Raw genomic sequence first — 17,512 nt, 5'->3', positions numbered from 1 at the left:
CGCCGGTCGGCCGCAGTCACCCCGCCCGCCATCCAGGAATTCAGGAGAAACGCCGTGAGGGGGCCTGTGGGCGGCCCATGTCCCTGCTGGTCCTGAATTTCGAGACCAGGCTCGGCGGTTGCCGGGCAGACGGCGCGGAACCGGCAGAAATCAGCGGTCGCGTGGCGGTCGGCCTGGTCGCGGACCGGCGCGCCTCCGCGAAGCATCGGGGCATGGATGAATCGAGCGCCGTCGTGCGCATCTGGCGCGGGGCGATCCGAACGGGAGACCGCGACGCCTACGCGCGGTACATCGAGGAGACCGGGCTCGCCGAGTACCGCGACACCGACGGCAACCTCGACGCCACGATGCTCATGCGCGACCGGGGCGACGGTACGACCGAGGTGCTCACGGTGTCGCGCTGGCGCGACCGCGCGGCGATCGTCGGGTTCGCGGGCGACGACATCGAGCGCGCCGTGTTCTACCCGGAGGACGACCGGTTCCTCGTCGAACGCGACGAGTTCGTGAACCACTTCGACGTCGTGGGGTAGCGGCGTCGAGGCCGGCGTCGCCCCGCCGACGGGCCCCGACGCGCGTGCCTGCCAACGTGGCGCGACATCCTGACAGGTCACGGCGATCGGCCGTTCGGCTGTGTGAGCCGCCCATAGGCTCGACGGCGCGCGCCGAGGGACGGTGCGCCCGAGAGGGCCTGATGATCACCGTTCACCTGCGCTACGAGATCGACCCCGAGCGGCTCGCCGACTTCCGCGAGTACGGCGAGCGGTGGATTCGGCTGGTCGACCGGCTCGGCGGCACCCATCACGGGTACTTCCTCCCGAGCGAGGGCGACAGCGACGAGGCGTTCGCGCTGTTCACCTTTCCGTCCCTCGCGGCCTACGAGCAGTACCGCCTGGCCGCGGCCGAAGATCCCGAGTGCATCGCCGCGTTCGAGTTCGCCGCGCAGACGCGATGCATCCGCCGCTACGAGCGCCGCTTCCTCACCCCCGTGTTCGAGTGAGCGACTCGCGCACGCCGTGAGGTGACGGCGAAGCCCCGGTTCGGCGAGGGCGTACCGGGGCTTCGCCGTCACTTCAGCGGCGAGTCGGCAGGGAGCGGCTCAGGACGAGAGCAGCTCGGCGTCGAGCGCTGCGCGCACCGCTTCGGGCACGGGGGTCGGGCGACGTGTCGCGGCATCCACGAAGACGTGCACGAACTCACCCGTCGCGATCGGCTCGGTCTCACCTGAGCGCAGGATGCCGAGCGCCCACGTGATGCTCGTGTTCCCGAGCCTGCCGACCGAGATGCCGACCTCGAGCGGCTCGGGGAACGACGCCGCCGCGAGGTACCGGCAGTTCGACGCGACGACGAGCGCGATCGGCCCGTCGCCCTGCGGGTCGAGCCCGGCGTTGCGGATCATCCACGAGTTCACCGCGGTGTCCATCGCCTCGTAGTAGACGACGTTGTTCACGTGCCCGTACTGGTCGTTGTCTCGCCACCTGGTGCCGAACGGCACGCGCACGGGGTACGACGGCGCTGCGGCGGGCGCGGCGGGCGGAACTTCGGGCATCCGTCAGCCCACCCGCAGCAGCACGCGGAACGCGACGCGCGCGCGTTCGGTGCTCGGCTGGTCGCCGGTGATGAGGTCTGCGTAGGTGAACGACTCCGAGATGCGCACGAGCAGGTACGCGAGCTCGTGCGGGTCGATGACACCGCCCATCGGCTCGTCGCCGAGGTCGCGGTGCACGAGCCACTCCGCGGTCGCGACGTAGCGCCGCTGGATCTCGCTCTCCTTGGTGGTCAGCAGCCGCAGGGCGCGGGCGGGCTCGCGCCGCAGGAAGTGCCGGAAGTACTCGGCGGCGATGAGGTCGTGCACGAAGCTCGTGAGGATCGCGGCGACGCGCTCGGCGCCGGCCAGGTCGCGCGCCGCGTCCTCGGCCTGGTCGAGCGTCGGCACGGCGAGCGACCACAGCACCTCGCTGAGCAGCGCGTCGCGGTTGCCGACCCAGCGGAACAGCGACGTGCGGTCGACGCCGAGGCGCAGTGCGAGTGCACCCATGTCGATGCGCTGGCCGGCGATGAACGACTCGCGGGCGAGCTTGAACGCGCGGAGCGCGTCGGGGTGGGTCTCGAGGCGTTCGCTCAGCCACGACGGGGCGGCGTCGAGCCCGATCGTCGCGATCGTGGGCGGCGCGTTCGTCCGGTCGGGTGCGCTGGCGGCGGCGGTGCTCGGCATGCGGGCCATGGTACCCGCTTCCGACGTCGAGGATGCAACATTCTCGAAAATGTTGCATACTGCCGGTGATCACCGACGATCGGAGAAGCCATGACGCTCACCGCCCCGCCCTCGACCGAGACCGAGGGCACCCCCGCCGACCTGCTCGACGCCGACTTCTACGCCTTCCAGGAGAAGTTCACCCCCGTCGAGCAGGACGCGATCCGCCGCATCCGGCACTTCCTCGAGACCGAGATCGGCCCGAACGCCGATGAGCTGTGGGAGCAGGCCCGAAGCCCCCGGCACCTCATCCCCCGCATCGCCGAGCTCGGGTTGTTCGCCTCCGCGTTCCCCGACTACGCGCACTACGAGAACAGCTGCGTCTACCGCGGCTGGATCGCGCTCGAGATCGCCCGCGTCGACCCGTCGACCGCGACCTTCATCGGTGTCCACTCCGGACTCGCGATGAACGCCATCGACGTCGGCGGTTCGCCCGAGCAGAAGGCCGAGTGGATGCCCCGGATGGCGCGCGGCGAGCTCATCGGCGCGTTCGGGCTCACCGAACCCGGCCACGGCTCCGACACCGCACGCGGCCTCGAGACCACCGCGACCCGCCGCACCGCGGCCGACGGCACCGACGAGTGGGTGCTCAACGGCGCGAAGCGCTGGATCGGCAACGCCACCTTCGCCGACGTCGTCGTCATCTGGGCGCGCGACACCGCCGACGACGAGGTCAAGGGGTTCCTCGTCCGGCAGCCGGCATCCGGATTCACCGCGACGAAGATCGAACGCAAGCAGTCCCTGCGCGGCGTCGAGAACGCCGACATCGTCCTCGAGGACGTCGTCGTGCCCGAGAGCGACCGGCTCCCCGGCATCCGAGGGTTCCGCGACGTCGCGATCGTGCTGCGCCTCACGCGCGCCGAGGTCGCCTGGCAGGCGCTCGGCGTCGCCGTCGGTGCGTACGAAGCTGCGCTGAAGTACGCCAAGGAGCGCGTGCAGTTCGGCAAGCCGATCGCGTCGTACCAGCTGGTGCAGGAGAAGCTCTCGAACAGCCTCTCGAACATCACGGCGTCGATCGCGCTGTGCGTGCGCGTCTCCGAGATGCAGGACGCCGGCGAGCAGAAGGACCACCACTCCGCGATGGCGAAGGCGTTCGTCACCGCGCGCATGCGCGAGGTCGTCGCGTGGTGCCGCGAGATCCTCGGCGGCAACGGCATCCAGCTCGACCACGGCGTCGCGAGGTTCTTCGCCGACGCCGAGGCGGTCTACACGTTCGAGGGCACGTACGACATGAACACGCTCATCGTCGGCCGCAAGATCACCGGCATCGCCGCGTTCCACTGAGCGAACCGACCACCCGAGAGGATGCCCCGAATGCCAGAAGCCTTCATCGTCGCCACCGCCCGCTCGCCGATCGGGCGGGCACGCAAGGGCTCGCTCGTCGACGTGCGCGGCGACGACCTCGCCGCGCGCATGGTAGCCGCCGCGCTCGACCAGGTGCCCGCCCTCGATCCCGCCCGGATCGACGACCTGCTCCTCGGCACCGGACAGCCCGCCGGCGAGCAGGGCATGAACCTCGCCCGCATCGTCGCCGTGCTGCTCGGGCTCGACACCGTTCCCGGCGCGACCGTCAACCGCTACTGCTCGTCGAGCCTGCAGACGACGCGCATGGCGTTCCACGCCATCAAGGCCGGCGAGGGCGACGTGTTCGTGTCCGCCGGGGTCGAGATGGTGAGCCGCTACGACCGCGGTTCGTCGGACTTCATCCCCGGCCAGGACGTGCGCAACCCGCGCTTCGCCGACGCGATCGCCCGCGCCGACGAGCGGGCGGCGGCCGGCGTCGCGGGGCCGTCCGGCGCGGGTCGCTGGCGCGACCCGAGGGAGAGCGGCGCGCTGCCCGACCCCTACATCGCGATGGGCCAGACCGCCGAGAACGTCGCCGACCTGATGGGCGTCACCCGCGAAGACCAGGACGCGTTCGCGGCCCGGAGCCAGCAGCGCGCCGAGGCCGCGATCGCCAGCGGGTTCTGGGCGAGCGACATCACGCCCGTCACGCTCGACGACGGCACCGTCGTCTCGGCCGACGACGGTCCGCGCCCCGGCGTCACGCTCGAGGCGCTCGCCGGGCTCGACCCGGTGTTCCGCCCCGACGGCACCGTCACCGCCGGCAACTGCTGCCCGCTCAACGACGGCGCCGCGGCCGTGGTGATCGTGTCGGAGCGGATCGTCGACGAACTCGGCCTCCAGCCGCTCGCCCGCATCGTGTCGACCGGCGTCTCGGGCCTCTCGCCCGAGATCATGGGCCTCGGCCCGGTCGAGTCGTCGCGCCGCGCGCTCGACCGCGCGGGCCTGGCGATCGACGACATCGACCTCGTCGAGATCAACGAGGCGTTCGCCGCCCAGGTGATCCCGTCGGCGCGCGAACTCGGCATCGACGAGGAGCGGCTCAACGTGCACGGCGGCGCGATCGCGGTGGGGCATCCGTTCGGCATGACCGGCGCCCGCATCACGTCGACGCTCATCAACGGCCTCGCCGCGACCGGCGGCCGCTACGGCCTCGAGACCATGTGCGTCGGCGGCGGCCAGGGCATGGCGATGGTGCTCGAGCGCGTCTGACCCGAACGACGGATGCCCCGGGCCACGAGCCCGGGGCATCCGTCGTGTGCGCGGTGCTCAGGCCGGCACGAGCAGGGTGACCCACCGGGCGATCAGGGCCGGCTTCGCAGACCCCTCGATCTCGATCGTGAGGTCCTGCACGACCCGCACGCCGGTGGGGGTGCGCTCGGCCGAGCCGATCGCGCCGACGGCCCGCACGCGCGAGCCGACCGTCACGGGCTGCAGGAACCGCACCTTCTCGAACCCGTAGTTCACGCCCATCGCGACCCCGCCGACGTCGAGCAACGGCGCGGCGAGGAAGCTCAGCAGCGACAGCGTCAGGAACCCGTGCGCGATCGGCGCGCCGAACGGACCCGCGGTCGCGCGGTCGACGTCGACGTGGATCCACTGGCGGTCCTCGGTCGCCTCGGCGAACGCGTCGATGCGGGACTGGTCGATCTCGAACCACTCGCCGGGGCCGAGCTGGGCGCCCGCGGCATCCGCCAGGTCGGCGGGCGACGCGAATCTCGTGTCGACGCTCATGCGCGCGGACCTCCCGCCACGTACAGCACCTGGCCCGACACGAAGCCGGCGTCCTCCGAGCAGAAGTACGACACGGCGGCGGCGACGTCCTCGGGCCTGCCGCTGCGGGCCACCGGGATCTCCTTCACCATCGCCGCGACGAAGTCGTCGAACCCGACGCCGATGCGCTCAGCGGTCGCCTTCGTCATGTCGGTCTCGATGAACCCCGGTGCGACGGCGTTCGCGGTGACGCCGTAGCGGCCGAGCTCGATCGCCAGGGTCTTCGTGAAGCCCTGCATGCCGGCCTTCGCGGCGGCGTAGTTCGCCTGGCCGCGATTGCCGAGCGCCGACGTCGACGACAGGTTCACGATGCGGCCCCAGCCCGCGTCGACCTGGTGCGCCTGCACGGCGCGGGTCATCAGGAACGCCCCGCGCAGGTGCACGTCCATGACGGCGTCCCAGTCGGTCTCGCTCATCTTGAAGAGCAGGTTGTCGCGGAGGATGCCGGCGTTGTTGACCAGGATCGTCGGAGCGCCGAGCTCGGATGCCACGCGCTCGACGGCCGCGGCGACGGCTGCGGCGTCCGAGACATCCGCTCCGATGCCGATGGCTCGGCCGCCCTCGGCGGCGATCGTTTCCGCGGTCTCGACGGCCTGCTCCTCGAGCAGGTCGACGACGGCGACGGCGTACCCGTCGGCGGCGAGCCGGCGCGCGGTGGCGGCGCCGATGCCGCGGGCGGCTCCGGTGACGATGGCGACCCGTGGGGTCGGGTCGGGGGTCAGGGCGGGGATGGCGGCGGTCATGCGGTGGTCCTCTCGGTGATGCGGGATGGGTCGTGGCGGTACGGATTCGAAGGATCGGGGCGGCGCTCGCGTTCAGTCGAAGACGATGAGCTGGCGCAGTTCGGTGCCGGCGGCCAGGCGGTCCATCGCTGCGTCGATGTCGTCGAGGCGCACGTGCGAGGACACGAGCCGTTCGAGCGGCAGGCGGCCGGCTCGCCATAGGTCGGCGTAGCGCGGGATGTCACGGCTCGGCACCGCGGAGCCGAGGTAGCTGCCGATGACGGTTCGCGCCTCTGCCGTGAGCAGCAGCGGCGAGACCGCGGCGCGCGCGTCGGGCGCCGGAAGCCCGACGGTGACGGTGGTCCCGCCGGGGGCGGTGAGCGCGAGCGCCGTCTCGAACGCGCGGGCCGAACCCGCGGCCTCGATCACGACGGGCGCGCGCAGCGGGCCGTCGCCGTCGTCGCTTCCGGCGATCGCGTCCTGCGGCGAACGCGCGTCGGATGCCCCGAGCTCGCGTGCGAGCGCGAGCTTCGCCGGCACCGCGTCGACGCCGATCACCTCGTGCCCGAGCGCGACGGCGACGAGCAGGGCCGCCATGCCGACCCCGCCGAGGCCGACGACGATCACGCGCTCGCCGGGGGCCGGGCGCCCGGCGTTGACCACGGCGCCACCGCCGGTGAGCACCGCGCAGCCGAGGAGCGCCGCGATATCCGGCGGCACGTCGTCGCCGACGGGAACGACCGACGTGCGGCTCACGACCGCGTGCGAGGCGAACCCGCTGACGCCGAGGTGGTGGTGGACCGGCTCGACGCCGGTCGTGCCGGTGCCGGTGGTCGGCGCGTCGTCGACCGGTTTCGCCCGGTGCAGTCGGATGCCGCCGCCGACGAGCGTGCCGGCGCCGTTCGCAGCCGTGCCGACCTCGCACGGGAGGCGCCCATCGGTGCGGCATCCGGCGCAGTCACCGCAGCGGGGGAGGAAGGTCATCACCACCCGGGTGCCGATCGGCAGGTCGTCGACGCCGTCGCCGAACTGCTCGACGATGCCGGATGCCTCGTGCCCCAGCAGCATCGGGGTCGGGCGCACGCGGTTGCCGTCGACGACGCTGAGGTCGGAGTGGCAGATGCCCGCGGCCTCGATGCGCACGAGCACCTCGCCGCGCGCCGGCGGGGCGAGCTCGAGCTCGCCGACCGTGAACGGGCGGCTCTGCGCGAACGGCGCCCGGGCGCCGGATCGTTCGAGCACGGCTCCGGTGATGCGCATGCGGCCTCCTCGTCGTCGAGTGCGGCGGTCAGGTCGGAATCCACCGGTGACAAGCATACCGACCGCGCGGTATGTTGGTGCAACCCAGGCCGGAACCCCTGCCGCCCACCCGGCTCGACCCGCTCACCGATGACGCTGAGGAGCACCGCATGACCGACATCCAGACCGCCGGACCCGCCGTCTCGGGCACGTGCGACGACCGCTACGCCGGGCTCCGCGACGAGTTCGCCCGTCGCGTCGAGAACGGCGACGAGCTCGGGGCATCCGTCGCCGTGTACGAGGGCGACGACCTCGTCGTCGACCTGTGGGGCGGCTGGGCCGACCCGGAGCGCACCGCCCCCTGGCAGCGCGACACCATCACCAACGTGTGGTCGATCTCGAAGACCGCGACCGCGCTCGCCGCCCTCGTGCTCGTCGACCGCGGCCTGCTCGACCCCGACGCGCCCGTCGCGGAGTACTGGCCCGAGTTCGCCGCGGCCGGCAAGGAGGGCGTGCTCGTCAAGCACGTGTTGATGCACACCTCGGGCGTCTCGGGGTGGGCGCAGCCGGTCGACGCCGCGACCATCCTCGACCTCGAACGCGCTGCGGCACTGCTCGCGGCCCAGCCCGCGTGGTGGCCTGCCGGCACCATGTCGGGATACCACCTCCTCGACTTCGGCCACCTCGTCGGCGAGCTCGTGCGCCGGGTCGACGGGCGCACCCTCGGTGCGTTCGTCCGCGAGGAGCTGGCCGACCCGCTCAGCGCCGACCTCTGGCTCGGCCTGCCCGAGTCCGAGGAGCCGCGAGTGAGCCTCGTCGTCCCGCCGCCGCCGTCGCAGATCGACTTCGCGGCGATGCCGCCCGAGTCGCCCGCGTTCCGCACCTTCACCGGCCCGGCACTCGGCGCCGAGATCACCTGGACGCGCGAGTGGCGCGCCGCGGGCATCGGCGGTGCCGGGGGCCAGGGCAACGCGCGCGGCGCGGCCCGGCTCAACAGCGTGCTCGCCAACGGCGGGGTGGCCGGCGGTCGTCGGATCCTCGCGCCCGAGACCGTCGACCGCGTGTTCGCCGAGCACACCGACGGTATCGACCTCGTGCTCGGCATCCCGCTGCGGTTCGGCCTCGGCTGGGCCGTGCCGAACCCGTCGTCGCCCGAGGCGATGCCCGACGGGCGGATCGCCTACTGGGGCGGTTGGGGCGGGTCGCTCGTGGTGGCCGACGCCGACCGCGGGGTCACCTTCGCCTACGTGATGAACCGTATGTCGCCCGGCATCATCGGCTCCGAGCGTTCGACCGCGTACCTCGCCGAGGTCTCCCGCGCGGCATCCTGAGCGCCGTCGGGTCGACGGTCAGCGACGGACGGCGCGCCTGCGGCGGGCGGCCAGCGCGACCATGCCGGCGACGAGGAGGAGCCCCGCGGCCGTCAGCATCACGGTCGTGCCGCCTGGGCCGCTCTCGGCGAGATCCGACGGCGTCGGCGCAGGCGTGGGGGTCGGTGTCGGCGTCGGCGCGACCGGGTTCGCGACGTTCTCGAGCGTGATCGTGGCGACCTGGCCGGAACCGATCGTGACGGAATCGGGCGTGATGACCGGCGTCCCCCAGACGACGCCGTCGATCGCCGGCGGGGTGGCCTCGGCGAAGGTCACGACGGTGCCGGCCGGAAGCGACGGCCCCTGCACGGCGACGCCGTCGGCGAGTACGTCGAGCGAGCCGGTCACGGGTGAGCCGTCGACGTCGTACGCGTACTCGACCGTGAACGCGGTGTCGGACGGAACGAGGCTCGCGGCCCCGCCGGAGACCTGCTTGACCACCGCGAAGGCGCCGTCGGTCGGGCCCACCTGGGGGTTGGCGACGTTCGTGAGCGTCACCCTGGCGACCTGACCGCCGCCGACCGTCACCGACGTCGGCGCGAGCACCGGCTCACCCCAGTCGACGCCCGGGATCACGGGCAACGGCGGAACCTCGGTGAAGGTCACCACGGTGCCGTCCGGGATGCCGCTCGGGCCGAAGACGACCACGCCGTCGGCGCGCACGATCAGCGTGCCCTCGACGAGGGCCCCGGCGCCGTCCGTGTACGAGTAGCCGAGCGTGAACGCGGTGTCGGCGGGCACGAGGTTCGCCGCCTCGCCGGTGACGACCTTCTGGGCGGCGAAGCCGCCGCAGCCCAGTCCGAAGCCGCCCTTCCAGGGGTAGTTGTGCTGCTCCGACCCGCTGCCGCCGAGGGTCAGGTTTCCACCGACATGGACGCGGCCGTTGGTGCTGGCGTTCACGGTCGCGTCGGCGTTGGGCGCCAGCCAGGAGCCCATCACCTGGCTCGTGCCGAGGATCTGCAGGTTCGGCGAGTCGACCACGTTCCACAGGATCCGCGACGCCGCGTTGCCGAAGGCCGGGCCGAACGCGTCGACGCGGACGCCGTTGATCGCGAAGAAGTTCGGGGTGAAGGCGATCGTGTCGGCGCCGACCACGTTGACGAGCAGGGCGCTGTCGTCGGTCACGCCGTTGAACGAGATCTCCTGGGCGAAGCCGAGCTGGGTCGCCGAGACGGAGAAGGTCTCGAGGTCGGCGGCGCCCGAGCCGTTGAAGCTCAGGATGTTGCCGGCGGCGACCGTGAGGCCCGTGTCGGGGACGGCTGCGAGGTCGGTCGAGGCGGCCGCGATCACGGAGGCGAAGCCCTCGTTCGGCGACATCGCCGCGGCCTGGCCGAGTCCGTCGGTGAGCGATGCGCCGTTGGTCTGGATCGTGCCCGTCGCGGTGCCGCCCACGAGGACGGGGCCGCCGGTGTCCATGCCCGCCCCGACGTCGATGCTGTTGCCGGCGAGCACGTCGAGGTCGCCGCCCACCTGGAACATCGGGTCGCCCGGAGCGGGGACGATCCCCGAGCCGACACCCACCGAGCCGATGTTGACGAGCCCGGGCGGCGTGCGGTCGATGGTGGCATCGCCCTGCACGAGCAGCAGGCCCTCGATCTCCGCGTGGCTCTCCACGACGGCGAGGTCGCCGCCGGCGAACACGGCCACGTTGGAGTCGGTGTAGGTGAGGATGTTGCCGGGTGAGGGCATGTTGCCGTCGGGCGGGCAGGTCGGCGTCGGAACCGCGGCCGCGGCGGGCTCGGCGGGAGCTGCGAGCGAGAGCACGACGACGCCCGATGCGGCCAACGCGAGAGCGGTGAGGCCGCTGAACAGCGAGCGCACGGGGCGGCGGGTCGGGACGTGCAGCTGGCGGGGCGGGGTGGAGCGGCGGGGCATAGGCGGAAGTGTAGCCCGGGGCTCGGCGATCGGCGATCGGCGATCGGCGACTGGCGACCGGCGACCGGCGGTCGGCGACCGCGGGACGGCGGCGACGGCGAACGGGCGACCATCGGAGACGAACGCGCGTGCGGCGCAGACGACGAACGGGCGGATGCCGAAGCATCCGCCCGTTCGCGTCGTCCGAGTGTCAGCGCGGTTCGCGCCGACTCGGCCCGACTACACCTCGGACTCGACCGCGGCGTCGACCTTCCGCTCGAACGCCTCCTCGGTCGCCTCGGCGAGTCCGACGGCGGGCACGGAACCGGTGACCGTGGTGCCCTCCGTCGCCGCGAGCTCGGCGTCGAGGTCGGTCGCGGCCTGCTCGAACTGCGAGTTGTAGAGGCGGTAGTAGGCGCCCTTCGCGGCGATGAGTTCGTCGTGCGTTCCCTGCTCGACGATGTCGCCGTGCTCCATCACGAGGATGAGGTCGGCGTCGCGGATCGTCGAGAGCCGGTGCGCGATCACGAACGACGTGCGGCCCTCGCGAAGCGCGGCCATGGCCTGCTGGAGCAGGAGCTCCGTGCGGGTGTCGACCGAGCTCGTCGCCTCGTCGAGGATGAGCACGCTCGGCTGCGCCACGAAGGCGCGAGCGATCGTGATGAGCTGCTTCTCGCCCGCCGAGACGTTCGACGCGTCCTCGTCGAGGATCGTGTCGTATCCGTCGGGCAGCGAGTGCACGAATCGCTCGACGTAGGTCGCCTTCGCGGCCGCGAGGATGTCGTCGTCGGTGGCGTCCGCGCGACCGTACCGGATGTTCTCGCGGATCGATCCGGCGAACAGCCACGGGTCCTGGAGGACCATGCCGGTCTTCGCGCGGATGTCGTGCCGGGTGAGGTCCGCGACGTTCTGGCCGTTGAGCAGGATGCGCCCGCCGTCGAGCTCGTAGAACCGCATGATGAGGTTCACGAGCGTCGTCTTGCCCGCTCCGGTCGGTCCGACGATCGCGACCGTCTGCCCGGGCTCGACTCGGAACGACAGGTCGCGGATCAGCGGGTGCGCGGGGTCGTACGAGAACGACACGTGGTCGAACTCGATCGTGCCGTCGCCGTCGGCGGGTGCCGGGGCGTCGACTGCGTCGGGCTCCTGCTCCTCCTCGTCGAGCAGTTCGAAGACGCGCTCGGCCGACGCGGTGCCCGACTGCACGACCGCGGCCATGCCACCGAGCTCCGAGAGCGGCTGCGTGAACTGCTGCGAGTACTGGATGAACGCCTGCACGTCGCCGAGGCGCAGTTGGCCGGTCGCGACCATGAGGCCGCCGAGCACGGCGATGCCGACGTACATCAGGTTCCCGATGAACATCATCGCGGGCATCATGATGTTCGCGAGGAACTGCGCCTTGAACGCGGACTCGTAGAGTTCCTCGTTCTCCGCGGCGAACGCCTCGCGGCTCGACGCCTCGCGACCGAAGACCTTCACGAGCGCGTGGCCGGAGAAGGACTCCTCGACGCGGGCGTTGAGGCGCCCCACCTTGCGCCACTGGATCCCGAACGCCTTCTGCGACTTCGGGCCGATGACGCCGAAGATGACGCCCATGAGCGGGAGCGAGACCAGGGCGACGAGGGAGAGCTGCCACGAGATCGAGAACATCATGATGAGCACGCCGACGACGGTGAGCACCGCGGTGAGTGCGCCCGACAGCGACTGCTGCATCGTCTGCGTGATGTTGTCGATGTCGTTCGTCACCCGCGAGATGAGCTCGCCGCGCTGCACCTTGTCGAAGTAGCGCAGGGGCAGGCGGTTGATCTTCGCCTCGACCTCCTCGCGGAGCCGCCACATCGTCTTCACCATGATGACGTTGATGACGTAGCCCTGGAGCCAGGTCAGCACGCCGGCCGCGATGAACAGGGCGAGCACGAGGATGATCACCTGGCTCAGGCGGACGAAGTCGATGCCCTCGCCGGGGGTGACGCCGGCGGCGGCGACGATGTTCGCGAGCTCCTCCTGGCCGCTGGCGCGCAGGCCATCGACGGCCTGCTCGGTCGTGGTGCCCGGGGGCAGCTGGCGGCCGATCACCCCGGCGAAGATGAGGTTCGTCGCCTCACCGAGCACCTTGGGTGCGAGCACCGTGAGCAGCACGCCGATGGCGCCGAGCAGCGAGACGAAGGCGAAGGCCCAGGCGTGCGGCTTCAGCAGCCCGAGCAGGCGGCCGAAGCTCTCGCGGAAGTTCTTCGCCTTGCCGGGCGCGACGGCGCCCGACCAGTCGTCGGCCGAGATGCGGGCCTGTTCGGCGAGTTCGAGTTCGAGGCGCTCCTCCTCGGAGAGCTCCGGCTCGGGCTTGGCGTTCTTCCGGTCCGTGTTCGGGGCGGGGGTGGTCATCGGGCGGCCTCCACTCCGAGCTGGGATTCGACGATCTCGCGGTAGGTCTGGTTCGTCTCGAGGAGCTCCTCGTGCGTGCCCAGCCCGACCATGCCGCCGTCTTCGAGCACGATGATGCGGTCGGCTTCGGTGATCGTCGAGATGCGCTGCGCGACGACGATCTTCGTGACCTCGGGCAGTTCCCGCCACAACGCCTGCCTGAGCCGGGCGTCGGTCGTCAGGTCGAGCGCGGAGAACGAGTCGTCGAAGACGAGGATGCCGGGGCGGTGCACGATCGCCCGGGCGATCGCGAGTCGCTGCCGCTGGCCGCCCGACACGTTGGTGCCGCCCTGCGCGATGCGCGCCTCGAGCTGCCCCTCCATGTTCTCGACGAAGTCACGGCCCTGCGCGATCTCGAGTGCGTGCCAGAGCTCCTCGTCGGTGGCGTCCTCCCGGCCGAACCGGAGGTTCGAGGCGACCGTGCCGGTGAACAGGAAGGGTCGCTGCGGGACGAGCCCGATCGTCTTCCACATCGCCTCGAGGTCGGCTTCGCGCACGTCGACGCCGTTGACGAGGACGCTCCCGTCGGTCACGTCGAAGAGCCGGGGGATGAGCGAGACGAGCGTGGTCTTGCCGGCTCCGGTCGAGCCGACCACGGCGACGGTCTCGCCGGGCCGGGCCTCGAACGTGATGTCGGAGAGCACGGGGTGCTCCGCGCCCGGATAGGTGAAGCCTGCGCTGCGGAACTCGACCCTGCCGGGCGCCGGGAACGCGGAGACCGCGTCGGCGGGCCGCTCGAGCGAGGTCGAGGCCGCGAGGACTTCGCCGATGCGGTCGGCCGACACCGCGGCGCGGGGGATCATCATCGTCATGAAGCTCGCCATGAGCACGCCGCCGAGGATGATGCCGATGTACTGCATGAAGGCGAGGAGGGTGCCGATCTGCACGTTGCCGGCGTCGACCTCGATCGCGCCGAACCAGATCACGGCCACGGTCGTGACGTTGAGGATCAGCATGAACAGCGGGAACAGCAGGACGAAGAGCGAACCGACGTTGCGGCCGACGACCATGATGTCGGTGTTCGCCTCACGGAAGCGCGCCTCCTCGATCGGCTCGCGCACGAAGGCGCGGATGACCCGGATGCCGGTGAGCTGCTCGCGCATGATGCGGTTCACCGCGTCGAGCCTGCGCTGGTAGGTGCGGAACAGCGGCACCATGCGCCCGATGATGACGCCGGCGAGGATGAGCAGCGTCGGGACCGCGACGCCGATGATCCAGCTCAGCCCGACATCCTGCTGGAGTGCGAGCACGATGCCGCCGATGGCCAGCAGCGGCGCCGTGATCAGGAAGGTCGCGGTCGACATCGCGAGCATCTGCACCTGCTGCACGTCGTTTGTGTTGCGGGTGATGAGCGAACCGGCGCCGAAGCTGGACACCTCGCGTTCGGAGAAGTTCGAGACCCGCTCGAAGACGTCGTTGCGGATGTCGCGGCCGAGTCGCATGGCGGCCTTCGCGGCGAAGTAGGTCGCGATGATCGACGCGGTGATCTGGGCGAGCGAGAGCGCCAGCATGACGGCGCCCGTCTGCCAGATGTACTCGGTGTCGCCCTTCGAGACGCCCTCGTCGATGATGTCGGCGTTCAGGCGGGGGAGGACGAGGCTGCCGACGGCCGAGAGCGCTTGGAACACCAGCACCCCGAGGAGGAGCCATTTGTAGGGTTTGAGATAGCGGAGGAGCAGGCGCGCGAGCATTGGTTCTCCAGGTCGGGGGCGCGAAACGGGAAGGTCGGATGTCTCGCCGGCGGGTTCGTGCGCGCGGTTCGACATCGGGGCGCTGCGCGGGTGTCGCACCCCCATGCGCTCGCGCAGCGCTCCAGCCTCACATTTCGGCTGGATTCCTTCAACCTAGGAGGACCTACCGACACGCGTGTTCACGGAGGGCGAAACTCCGGGTCAGTGCCGAGATCCAGGCCGAGTGTCCCCGGGCGGCTCAGTACCACCCGGTCGACTGGATGTGCCCCCACGCTCCGCACGGGTTCGTGTAGCGGCCGGCGATGTAGTCGATGCCCCAGGAGATCTGCGTCGCGGGGTTCGACTGCCAGTCGGCGCCGTGCGAGGCCATCTTCGACCCGGGCAGGGCCTGGGGGATGCCGTAGGCGCCGCTCGAGCCGTTCGAGGCGTACACGTTCCAGCCGGACTCGTAGTTCCACACCGCGACGAGGCATCCGAACTGGTCGTCGCCCCAGCCGTAGCGGGCCGCACCCATATCCCGTGCGATCGCCTGCGCCCCGCTGGGGTTGGACGGCGCGGCCGGGCCGCCACCGCCTCCGCCGGATCCGCCGCCGGAGGACCCGGACCCGGCCGCCTCCTCGGCGGCCGCACGCTCGGCCGCGGCCTGCTCGGCGGCGATGCGCTCGGCCTGCTGTCGGGCGGCCTCCTCGGCCGCGATGCGCTCGGCCTCGAGCCGGTCGAACTCGGCGACGGCCGCGGTGACCTGCGCCGACTGGTCCTGCGCGACTCTCACGAGCCGGTAGACCTGCTCCGGATCGATGAGCGCATGGGCTTCGAGCTGCGCGACCGTCGCCTGCAGGTCGGCCGCGTCGGCCTTGCCCGAGGCGGAGGCGGTGACGGCCTCCGCCTGGTCGAGCGCGGCCAGGGCGGCACTCGCGACCCGGGACCGCAGGATGTCGCCGCCGGCGGCGATCTGGTCGGGCTCCCGCTCGGTGGCCGCGGTCATCGCCGTGGTCGCGGCGACCGCCTCCTGGCGTTCGAGCGCGGTCGTCTGCGCGAGGAACCCGGTGCCGCCGGTCGCCGCGAGGGCGACCACCGCAGCCGACGCGAAGAGGGTCCGGACCCCGCCGCGGACGCTGCGCCTGCCGAGCAACTGCTCCGGCCCGGCGAGCGTTCGGGTGCCTTCGGCGCCTCCCGACTCGGAACGGACGGTCGACGACGGTTCGGATTCACCCATGCGTTTTCCCCCGGGATCGCGCGCCCGCCGGCGCCGCCGATCCGTCATGCTCATCGGCCGCGGGAACCCCTCCCCGCGGGACTTCCTCTGACCCGGGTCACCATACGCGACGCTCGGCGAGGTCACAAGTCGATAACGAGCCGGTGCGGCTCGCGGGCGAAGGTCAGCAGTCCGGGCTCGGCGCCGCTCGGTAGGCGACGACGGATGCCGCGGCGAGCCAGGTCCACCCGGCGAGCACGGCGATCCACAGCAGTGCGATGCCGATGGTCGCGGTCGCGAGTGCCGCGCCGCCGATGAAGCCTGCCACGATGATCACGGCGGCGATGGTCGACCAGGTGGCGGCGATGCGGTGCTCCGTACGGGCGAACCAACGGCCGACCACGATCGCGGCCGCGGCGAGGCAGAGGAATCCGACCGCGCCGCACGCGAGGTGGAGCAGGCCGCTCGTCGAGACGGTCTCGGCGGCGCCGGCGGGGAAGCCGCGGACCGGGTCGGGCGGGAACACGGCGGCGCCGAACAGGCTGGCGCCGTAGACGCCCAGGAGCGAGCCGGCCCACCCGCCCGCGCGGCCGCCGACGAGGCGCGCGTATCCGATCGCGGCGGCGAGCACCATGAGCCCGCTGAGCACGAGGTTCACGGCCTGGATCCAGCCGAACGGGCCGAGCAGGAGCTGGCTGAGCGCGTGTCGCGACAGGTCGAAGCCCGGCACGAGGAGTGCCTGGGCCAGGCCGACGGCGACGTAGAACGGGCCGGCGACGACGCCCCACCCGAGGAGTGCCTTCGTGACCGCCCGCCCTCGGTCGAAGGTCGAGGCGGGGAGGTCGGCTGCGGTGCTCATGTTCATCGTTCCTTCCGTGTCGGGTGCCGCGTATTGCACGTACCGGTGTAGTATTACACCGAAGCGAGCAAAAGTAAACGAATGAGTGCAAGAGATTGGGCGGTCGCATGACGAACCCCGCACGGGCCGGATCGCCGGCGTACGAGGATCCGCGAGTGACCCGGTCGCGCGCGCTCATCACCGCGGCGGCGACTCGGCGCTTCCTCGAGGACGGCTACCCGGCGACGAGCGTCGACGACGTCGCCGCGGAAGCCGGCGTCTCCAAGCGCACGGTCTACAACGTGTTCGACGACAAGGAACAGCTCTTCCGGGCGATCATCCTGCAGGCCATCGACACCGCCGAGCGGTTCTCGACGACGCTCGCGGCCTCGATCGCGACCGCCGCCGACGTCGACGTCGCGCTTCGAGAGCTCGCACGATTGCTCGCCGAATCCGTGCTCGGCGGTCTCGTCGTGCCGCTCCGCCGGCTGCTCATCGCGGAGGCCGTGCGATTCCCCGACCTCGCCGCCGAGTACCGCGAGCGCGCGCCCGAACGGGTGATGGCGGGGATCGCCGAGGCCCTCGAGGCGTTCCGGCAACGAGGCGCGCTGGAGTTCGACGACGCCGCGCTCGCCGCCGAGCACTTCGCCTTCCTCGCGATCGGCGCGTCGCTCGATCGCGCGCTGTTCGTCGCCGCGCCGGCAACGGGCCCCGGCGGCGGGCCGGTCGAGGTCGCCGCGGCCGTCGACCGGGCCGAGCTCGGCGCTGCGGCGTTCCTCCAGGCGTACGCGGCGCGCTGAGCGGCTGCGGATGCCCG

At 71.8% G+C, this 17,512-nt stretch carries 16 protein-coding genes; 6 read left to right on the top strand and 10 right to left on the bottom strand.

Features of this window, described 5'->3' with window-relative positions:
• Window positions 1-212 precede the first annotated feature (212 nt).
• Both ELQ40_RS15045 and ELQ40_RS15040 read left to right on the top strand, forming a co-directional pair.
• Entirely contained in the window at window positions 213-530 is a 318-nt protein-coding gene (locus tag ELQ40_RS15045) for a hypothetical protein (RefSeq protein ID WP_127794422.1), read from the top strand.
• A 161-nt stretch (window positions 531-691) separates the two neighbouring features.
• Window positions 692-997 carry an NIPSNAP family protein gene (locus tag ELQ40_RS15040; RefSeq protein ID WP_127794421.1) on the top strand — a complete coding sequence of 102 codons (306 nt, stop codon included), beginning with the start codon at window positions 692-694 and terminating at the stop codon, window positions 995-997.
• Between the two features lie 99 nt (window positions 998-1,096).
• Here the strand turns inward: ELQ40_RS15040 and ELQ40_RS15035 are convergent, their stop codons facing one another.
• Entirely contained in the window at window positions 1,097-1,546 is a 450-nt protein-coding gene (locus ELQ40_RS15035; protein ID WP_127794420.1) for a thioesterase family protein, read from the bottom strand.
• Window positions 1,547-1,549: 3 nt separating this feature from the next.
• Complete coding sequence (locus ELQ40_RS15030; RefSeq protein ID WP_127794419.1) at window positions 1,550-2,212, bottom strand: QsdR family transcriptional regulator; 663 nt, start codon at window positions 2,210-2,212, stop codon at window positions 1,550-1,552.
• Window positions 2,213-2,302: 90 nt separating this feature from the next.
• Here ELQ40_RS15030 and ELQ40_RS15025 point away from each other — a divergent pair, with 90 nt between their 5' ends.
• Both ELQ40_RS15025 and ELQ40_RS15020 read left to right on the top strand, forming a co-directional pair.
• Window positions 2,303-3,535: an acyl-CoA dehydrogenase family protein gene (locus ELQ40_RS15025; protein WP_127794418.1), complete on the top strand. Its 1,233-nt coding sequence runs from the start codon at window positions 2,303-2,305 to the stop codon at window positions 3,533-3,535.
• 30 nt (window positions 3,536-3,565) lie between these two features.
• Window positions 3,566-4,807 carry an acetyl-CoA C-acetyltransferase gene (locus ELQ40_RS15020; protein ID WP_127794417.1) on the top strand — a complete coding sequence of 414 codons (1,242 nt, stop codon included), beginning with the start codon at window positions 3,566-3,568 and terminating at the stop codon, window positions 4,805-4,807.
• Between the two features lie 57 nt (window positions 4,808-4,864).
• On the opposite strand, the gene ELQ40_RS15015 is transcribed toward ELQ40_RS15020, so the two are convergent.
• From ELQ40_RS15015 to ELQ40_RS15005, 3 genes are all read right to left on the bottom strand, one after another.
• Window positions 4,865-5,329 carry a MaoC family dehydratase gene (locus tag ELQ40_RS15015; protein WP_127794416.1) on the bottom strand — a complete coding sequence of 155 codons (465 nt, stop codon included), beginning with the start codon at window positions 5,327-5,329 and terminating at the stop codon, window positions 4,865-4,867.
• The gene (gene fabG, locus ELQ40_RS15010; RefSeq protein ID WP_127794415.1) at window positions 5,326-6,111 is read right to left on the bottom strand and encodes a 3-oxoacyl-ACP reductase FabG; all 786 of its coding nucleotides are present in this window, start codon (window positions 6,109-6,111) and stop codon (window positions 5,326-5,328) included. The genes ELQ40_RS15015 and fabG overlap by 4 nt, the downstream gene beginning before the upstream one ends.
• A gap of 72 nt (window positions 6,112-6,183) precedes the next feature.
• On the bottom strand, window positions 6,184-7,350 hold the full coding sequence (locus ELQ40_RS15005; RefSeq protein ID WP_127794414.1) for an alcohol dehydrogenase catalytic domain-containing protein: 1,167 nt from the start codon (window positions 7,348-7,350) through the stop codon (window positions 6,184-6,186).
• Window positions 7,351-7,499: 149 nt separating this feature from the next.
• Between ELQ40_RS15005 and ELQ40_RS15000 the strand changes: the two genes are divergently transcribed.
• The gene (locus ELQ40_RS15000; protein ID WP_127794413.1) at window positions 7,500-8,660 is read left to right on the top strand and encodes a serine hydrolase; all 1,161 of its coding nucleotides are present in this window, start codon (window positions 7,500-7,502) and stop codon (window positions 8,658-8,660) included.
• A gap of 18 nt (window positions 8,661-8,678) precedes the next feature.
• Here the strand turns inward: ELQ40_RS15000 and ELQ40_RS14995 are convergent, their stop codons facing one another.
• The 5 genes from ELQ40_RS14995 to ELQ40_RS14975 all read right to left on the bottom strand — a co-directional run bounded on the left by ELQ40_RS14995 (window position 8,679) and on the right by ELQ40_RS14975 (window position 16,716).
• Window positions 8,679-10,574, bottom strand: a complete 1,896-nt coding sequence (locus ELQ40_RS14995) for a choice-of-anchor A family protein (RefSeq protein WP_127794412.1) — start codon at window positions 10,572-10,574, stop codon at window positions 8,679-8,681.
• Window positions 10,575-10,793: 219 nt separating this feature from the next.
• Window positions 10,794-12,932 carry an ABC transporter ATP-binding protein gene (locus ELQ40_RS14990; RefSeq protein WP_127794411.1) on the bottom strand — a complete coding sequence of 713 codons (2,139 nt, stop codon included), beginning with the start codon at window positions 12,930-12,932 and terminating at the stop codon, window positions 10,794-10,796.
• Complete coding sequence (locus ELQ40_RS14985) at window positions 12,929-14,662, bottom strand: ABC transporter ATP-binding protein (RefSeq protein ID WP_127794410.1); 1,734 nt, start codon at window positions 14,660-14,662, stop codon at window positions 12,929-12,931. The genes ELQ40_RS14990 and ELQ40_RS14985 overlap by 4 nt, the downstream gene beginning before the upstream one ends.
• A 238-nt stretch (window positions 14,663-14,900) precedes the next feature.
• Entirely contained in the window at window positions 14,901-15,878 is a 978-nt protein-coding gene (locus ELQ40_RS14980; protein ID WP_127794409.1) for a lytic transglycosylase domain-containing protein, read from the bottom strand.
• 163 nt (window positions 15,879-16,041) lie between these two features.
• The gene (locus ELQ40_RS14975; RefSeq protein ID WP_127794408.1) at window positions 16,042-16,716 is read right to left on the bottom strand and encodes a DUF998 domain-containing protein; all 675 of its coding nucleotides are present in this window, start codon (window positions 16,714-16,716) and stop codon (window positions 16,042-16,044) included.
• Between the two features lie 155 nt (window positions 16,717-16,871).
• Here ELQ40_RS14975 and ELQ40_RS14970 point away from each other — a divergent pair, with 155 nt between their 5' ends.
• A complete protein-coding gene (locus tag ELQ40_RS14970) occupies window positions 16,872-17,495 on the top strand; it encodes a TetR/AcrR family transcriptional regulator (protein WP_164863632.1) in 624 nt (207 codons plus the stop codon).
• Window positions 17,496-17,512 lie beyond the last annotated feature (17 nt).

This window comes from Agromyces sp. LHK192 (assembly GCF_004006235.1).
GTDB lineage: Bacteria > Actinomycetota > Actinomycetes > Actinomycetales > Microbacteriaceae > Agromyces.
Note: the sequence above shows the minus strand (reverse complement) of the source record. Positions and strands in the feature narration are given on the sequence as shown.

Coding starts and splice junctions, on each gene's coding strand:
- ELQ40_RS14990 (WP_127794411.1), bottom strand. CDS start 12,932: ATGACCACCCCCGCCCCGAACACGGACCGGAAGAACGCCAAGCCCGAG.
- ELQ40_RS15020 (WP_127794417.1), top strand. CDS start 3,566: ATGCCAGAAGCCTTCATCGTCGCCACCGCCCGCTCGCCGATCGGGCGG.
- ELQ40_RS15005 (WP_127794414.1), bottom strand. CDS start 7,350: ATGCGCATCACCGGAGCCGTGCTCGAACGATCCGGCGCCCGGGCGCCG.
- ELQ40_RS15045 (WP_127794422.1), top strand. CDS start 213: ATGGATGAATCGAGCGCCGTCGTGCGCATCTGGCGCGGGGCGATCCGA.
- ELQ40_RS15030 (WP_127794419.1), bottom strand. CDS start 2,212: ATGCCGAGCACCGCCGCCGCCAGCGCACCCGACCGGACGAACGCGCCG.
- ELQ40_RS14975 (WP_127794408.1), bottom strand. CDS start 16,716: ATGAGCACCGCAGCCGACCTCCCCGCCTCGACCTTCGACCGAGGGCGG.
- ELQ40_RS14985 (WP_127794410.1), bottom strand. CDS start 14,662: ATGCTCGCGCGCCTGCTCCTCCGCTATCTCAAACCCTACAAATGGCTC.
- ELQ40_RS15015 (WP_127794416.1), bottom strand. CDS start 5,329: ATGAGCGTCGACACGAGATTCGCGTCGCCCGCCGACCTGGCGGATGCC.
- ELQ40_RS14995 (WP_127794412.1), bottom strand. CDS start 10,574: ATGCCCCGCCGCTCCACCCCGCCCCGCCAGCTGCACGTCCCGACCCGC.
- ELQ40_RS14980 (WP_127794409.1), bottom strand. CDS start 15,878: ATGGGTGAATCCGAACCGTCGTCGACCGTCCGTTCCGAGTCGGGAGGC.
- ELQ40_RS15035 (WP_127794420.1), bottom strand. CDS start 1,546: ATGCCCGAAGTTCCGCCCGCCGCGCCCGCCGCAGCGCCGTCGTACCCC.
- ELQ40_RS15025 (WP_127794418.1), top strand. CDS start 2,303: ATGACGCTCACCGCCCCGCCCTCGACCGAGACCGAGGGCACCCCCGCC.
- fabG (WP_127794415.1), bottom strand. CDS start 6,111: ATGACCGCCGCCATCCCCGCCCTGACCCCCGACCCGACCCCACGGGTC.
- ELQ40_RS15000 (WP_127794413.1), top strand. CDS start 7,500: ATGACCGACATCCAGACCGCCGGACCCGCCGTCTCGGGCACGTGCGAC.
- ELQ40_RS15040 (WP_127794421.1), top strand. CDS start 692: ATGATCACCGTTCACCTGCGCTACGAGATCGACCCCGAGCGGCTCGCC.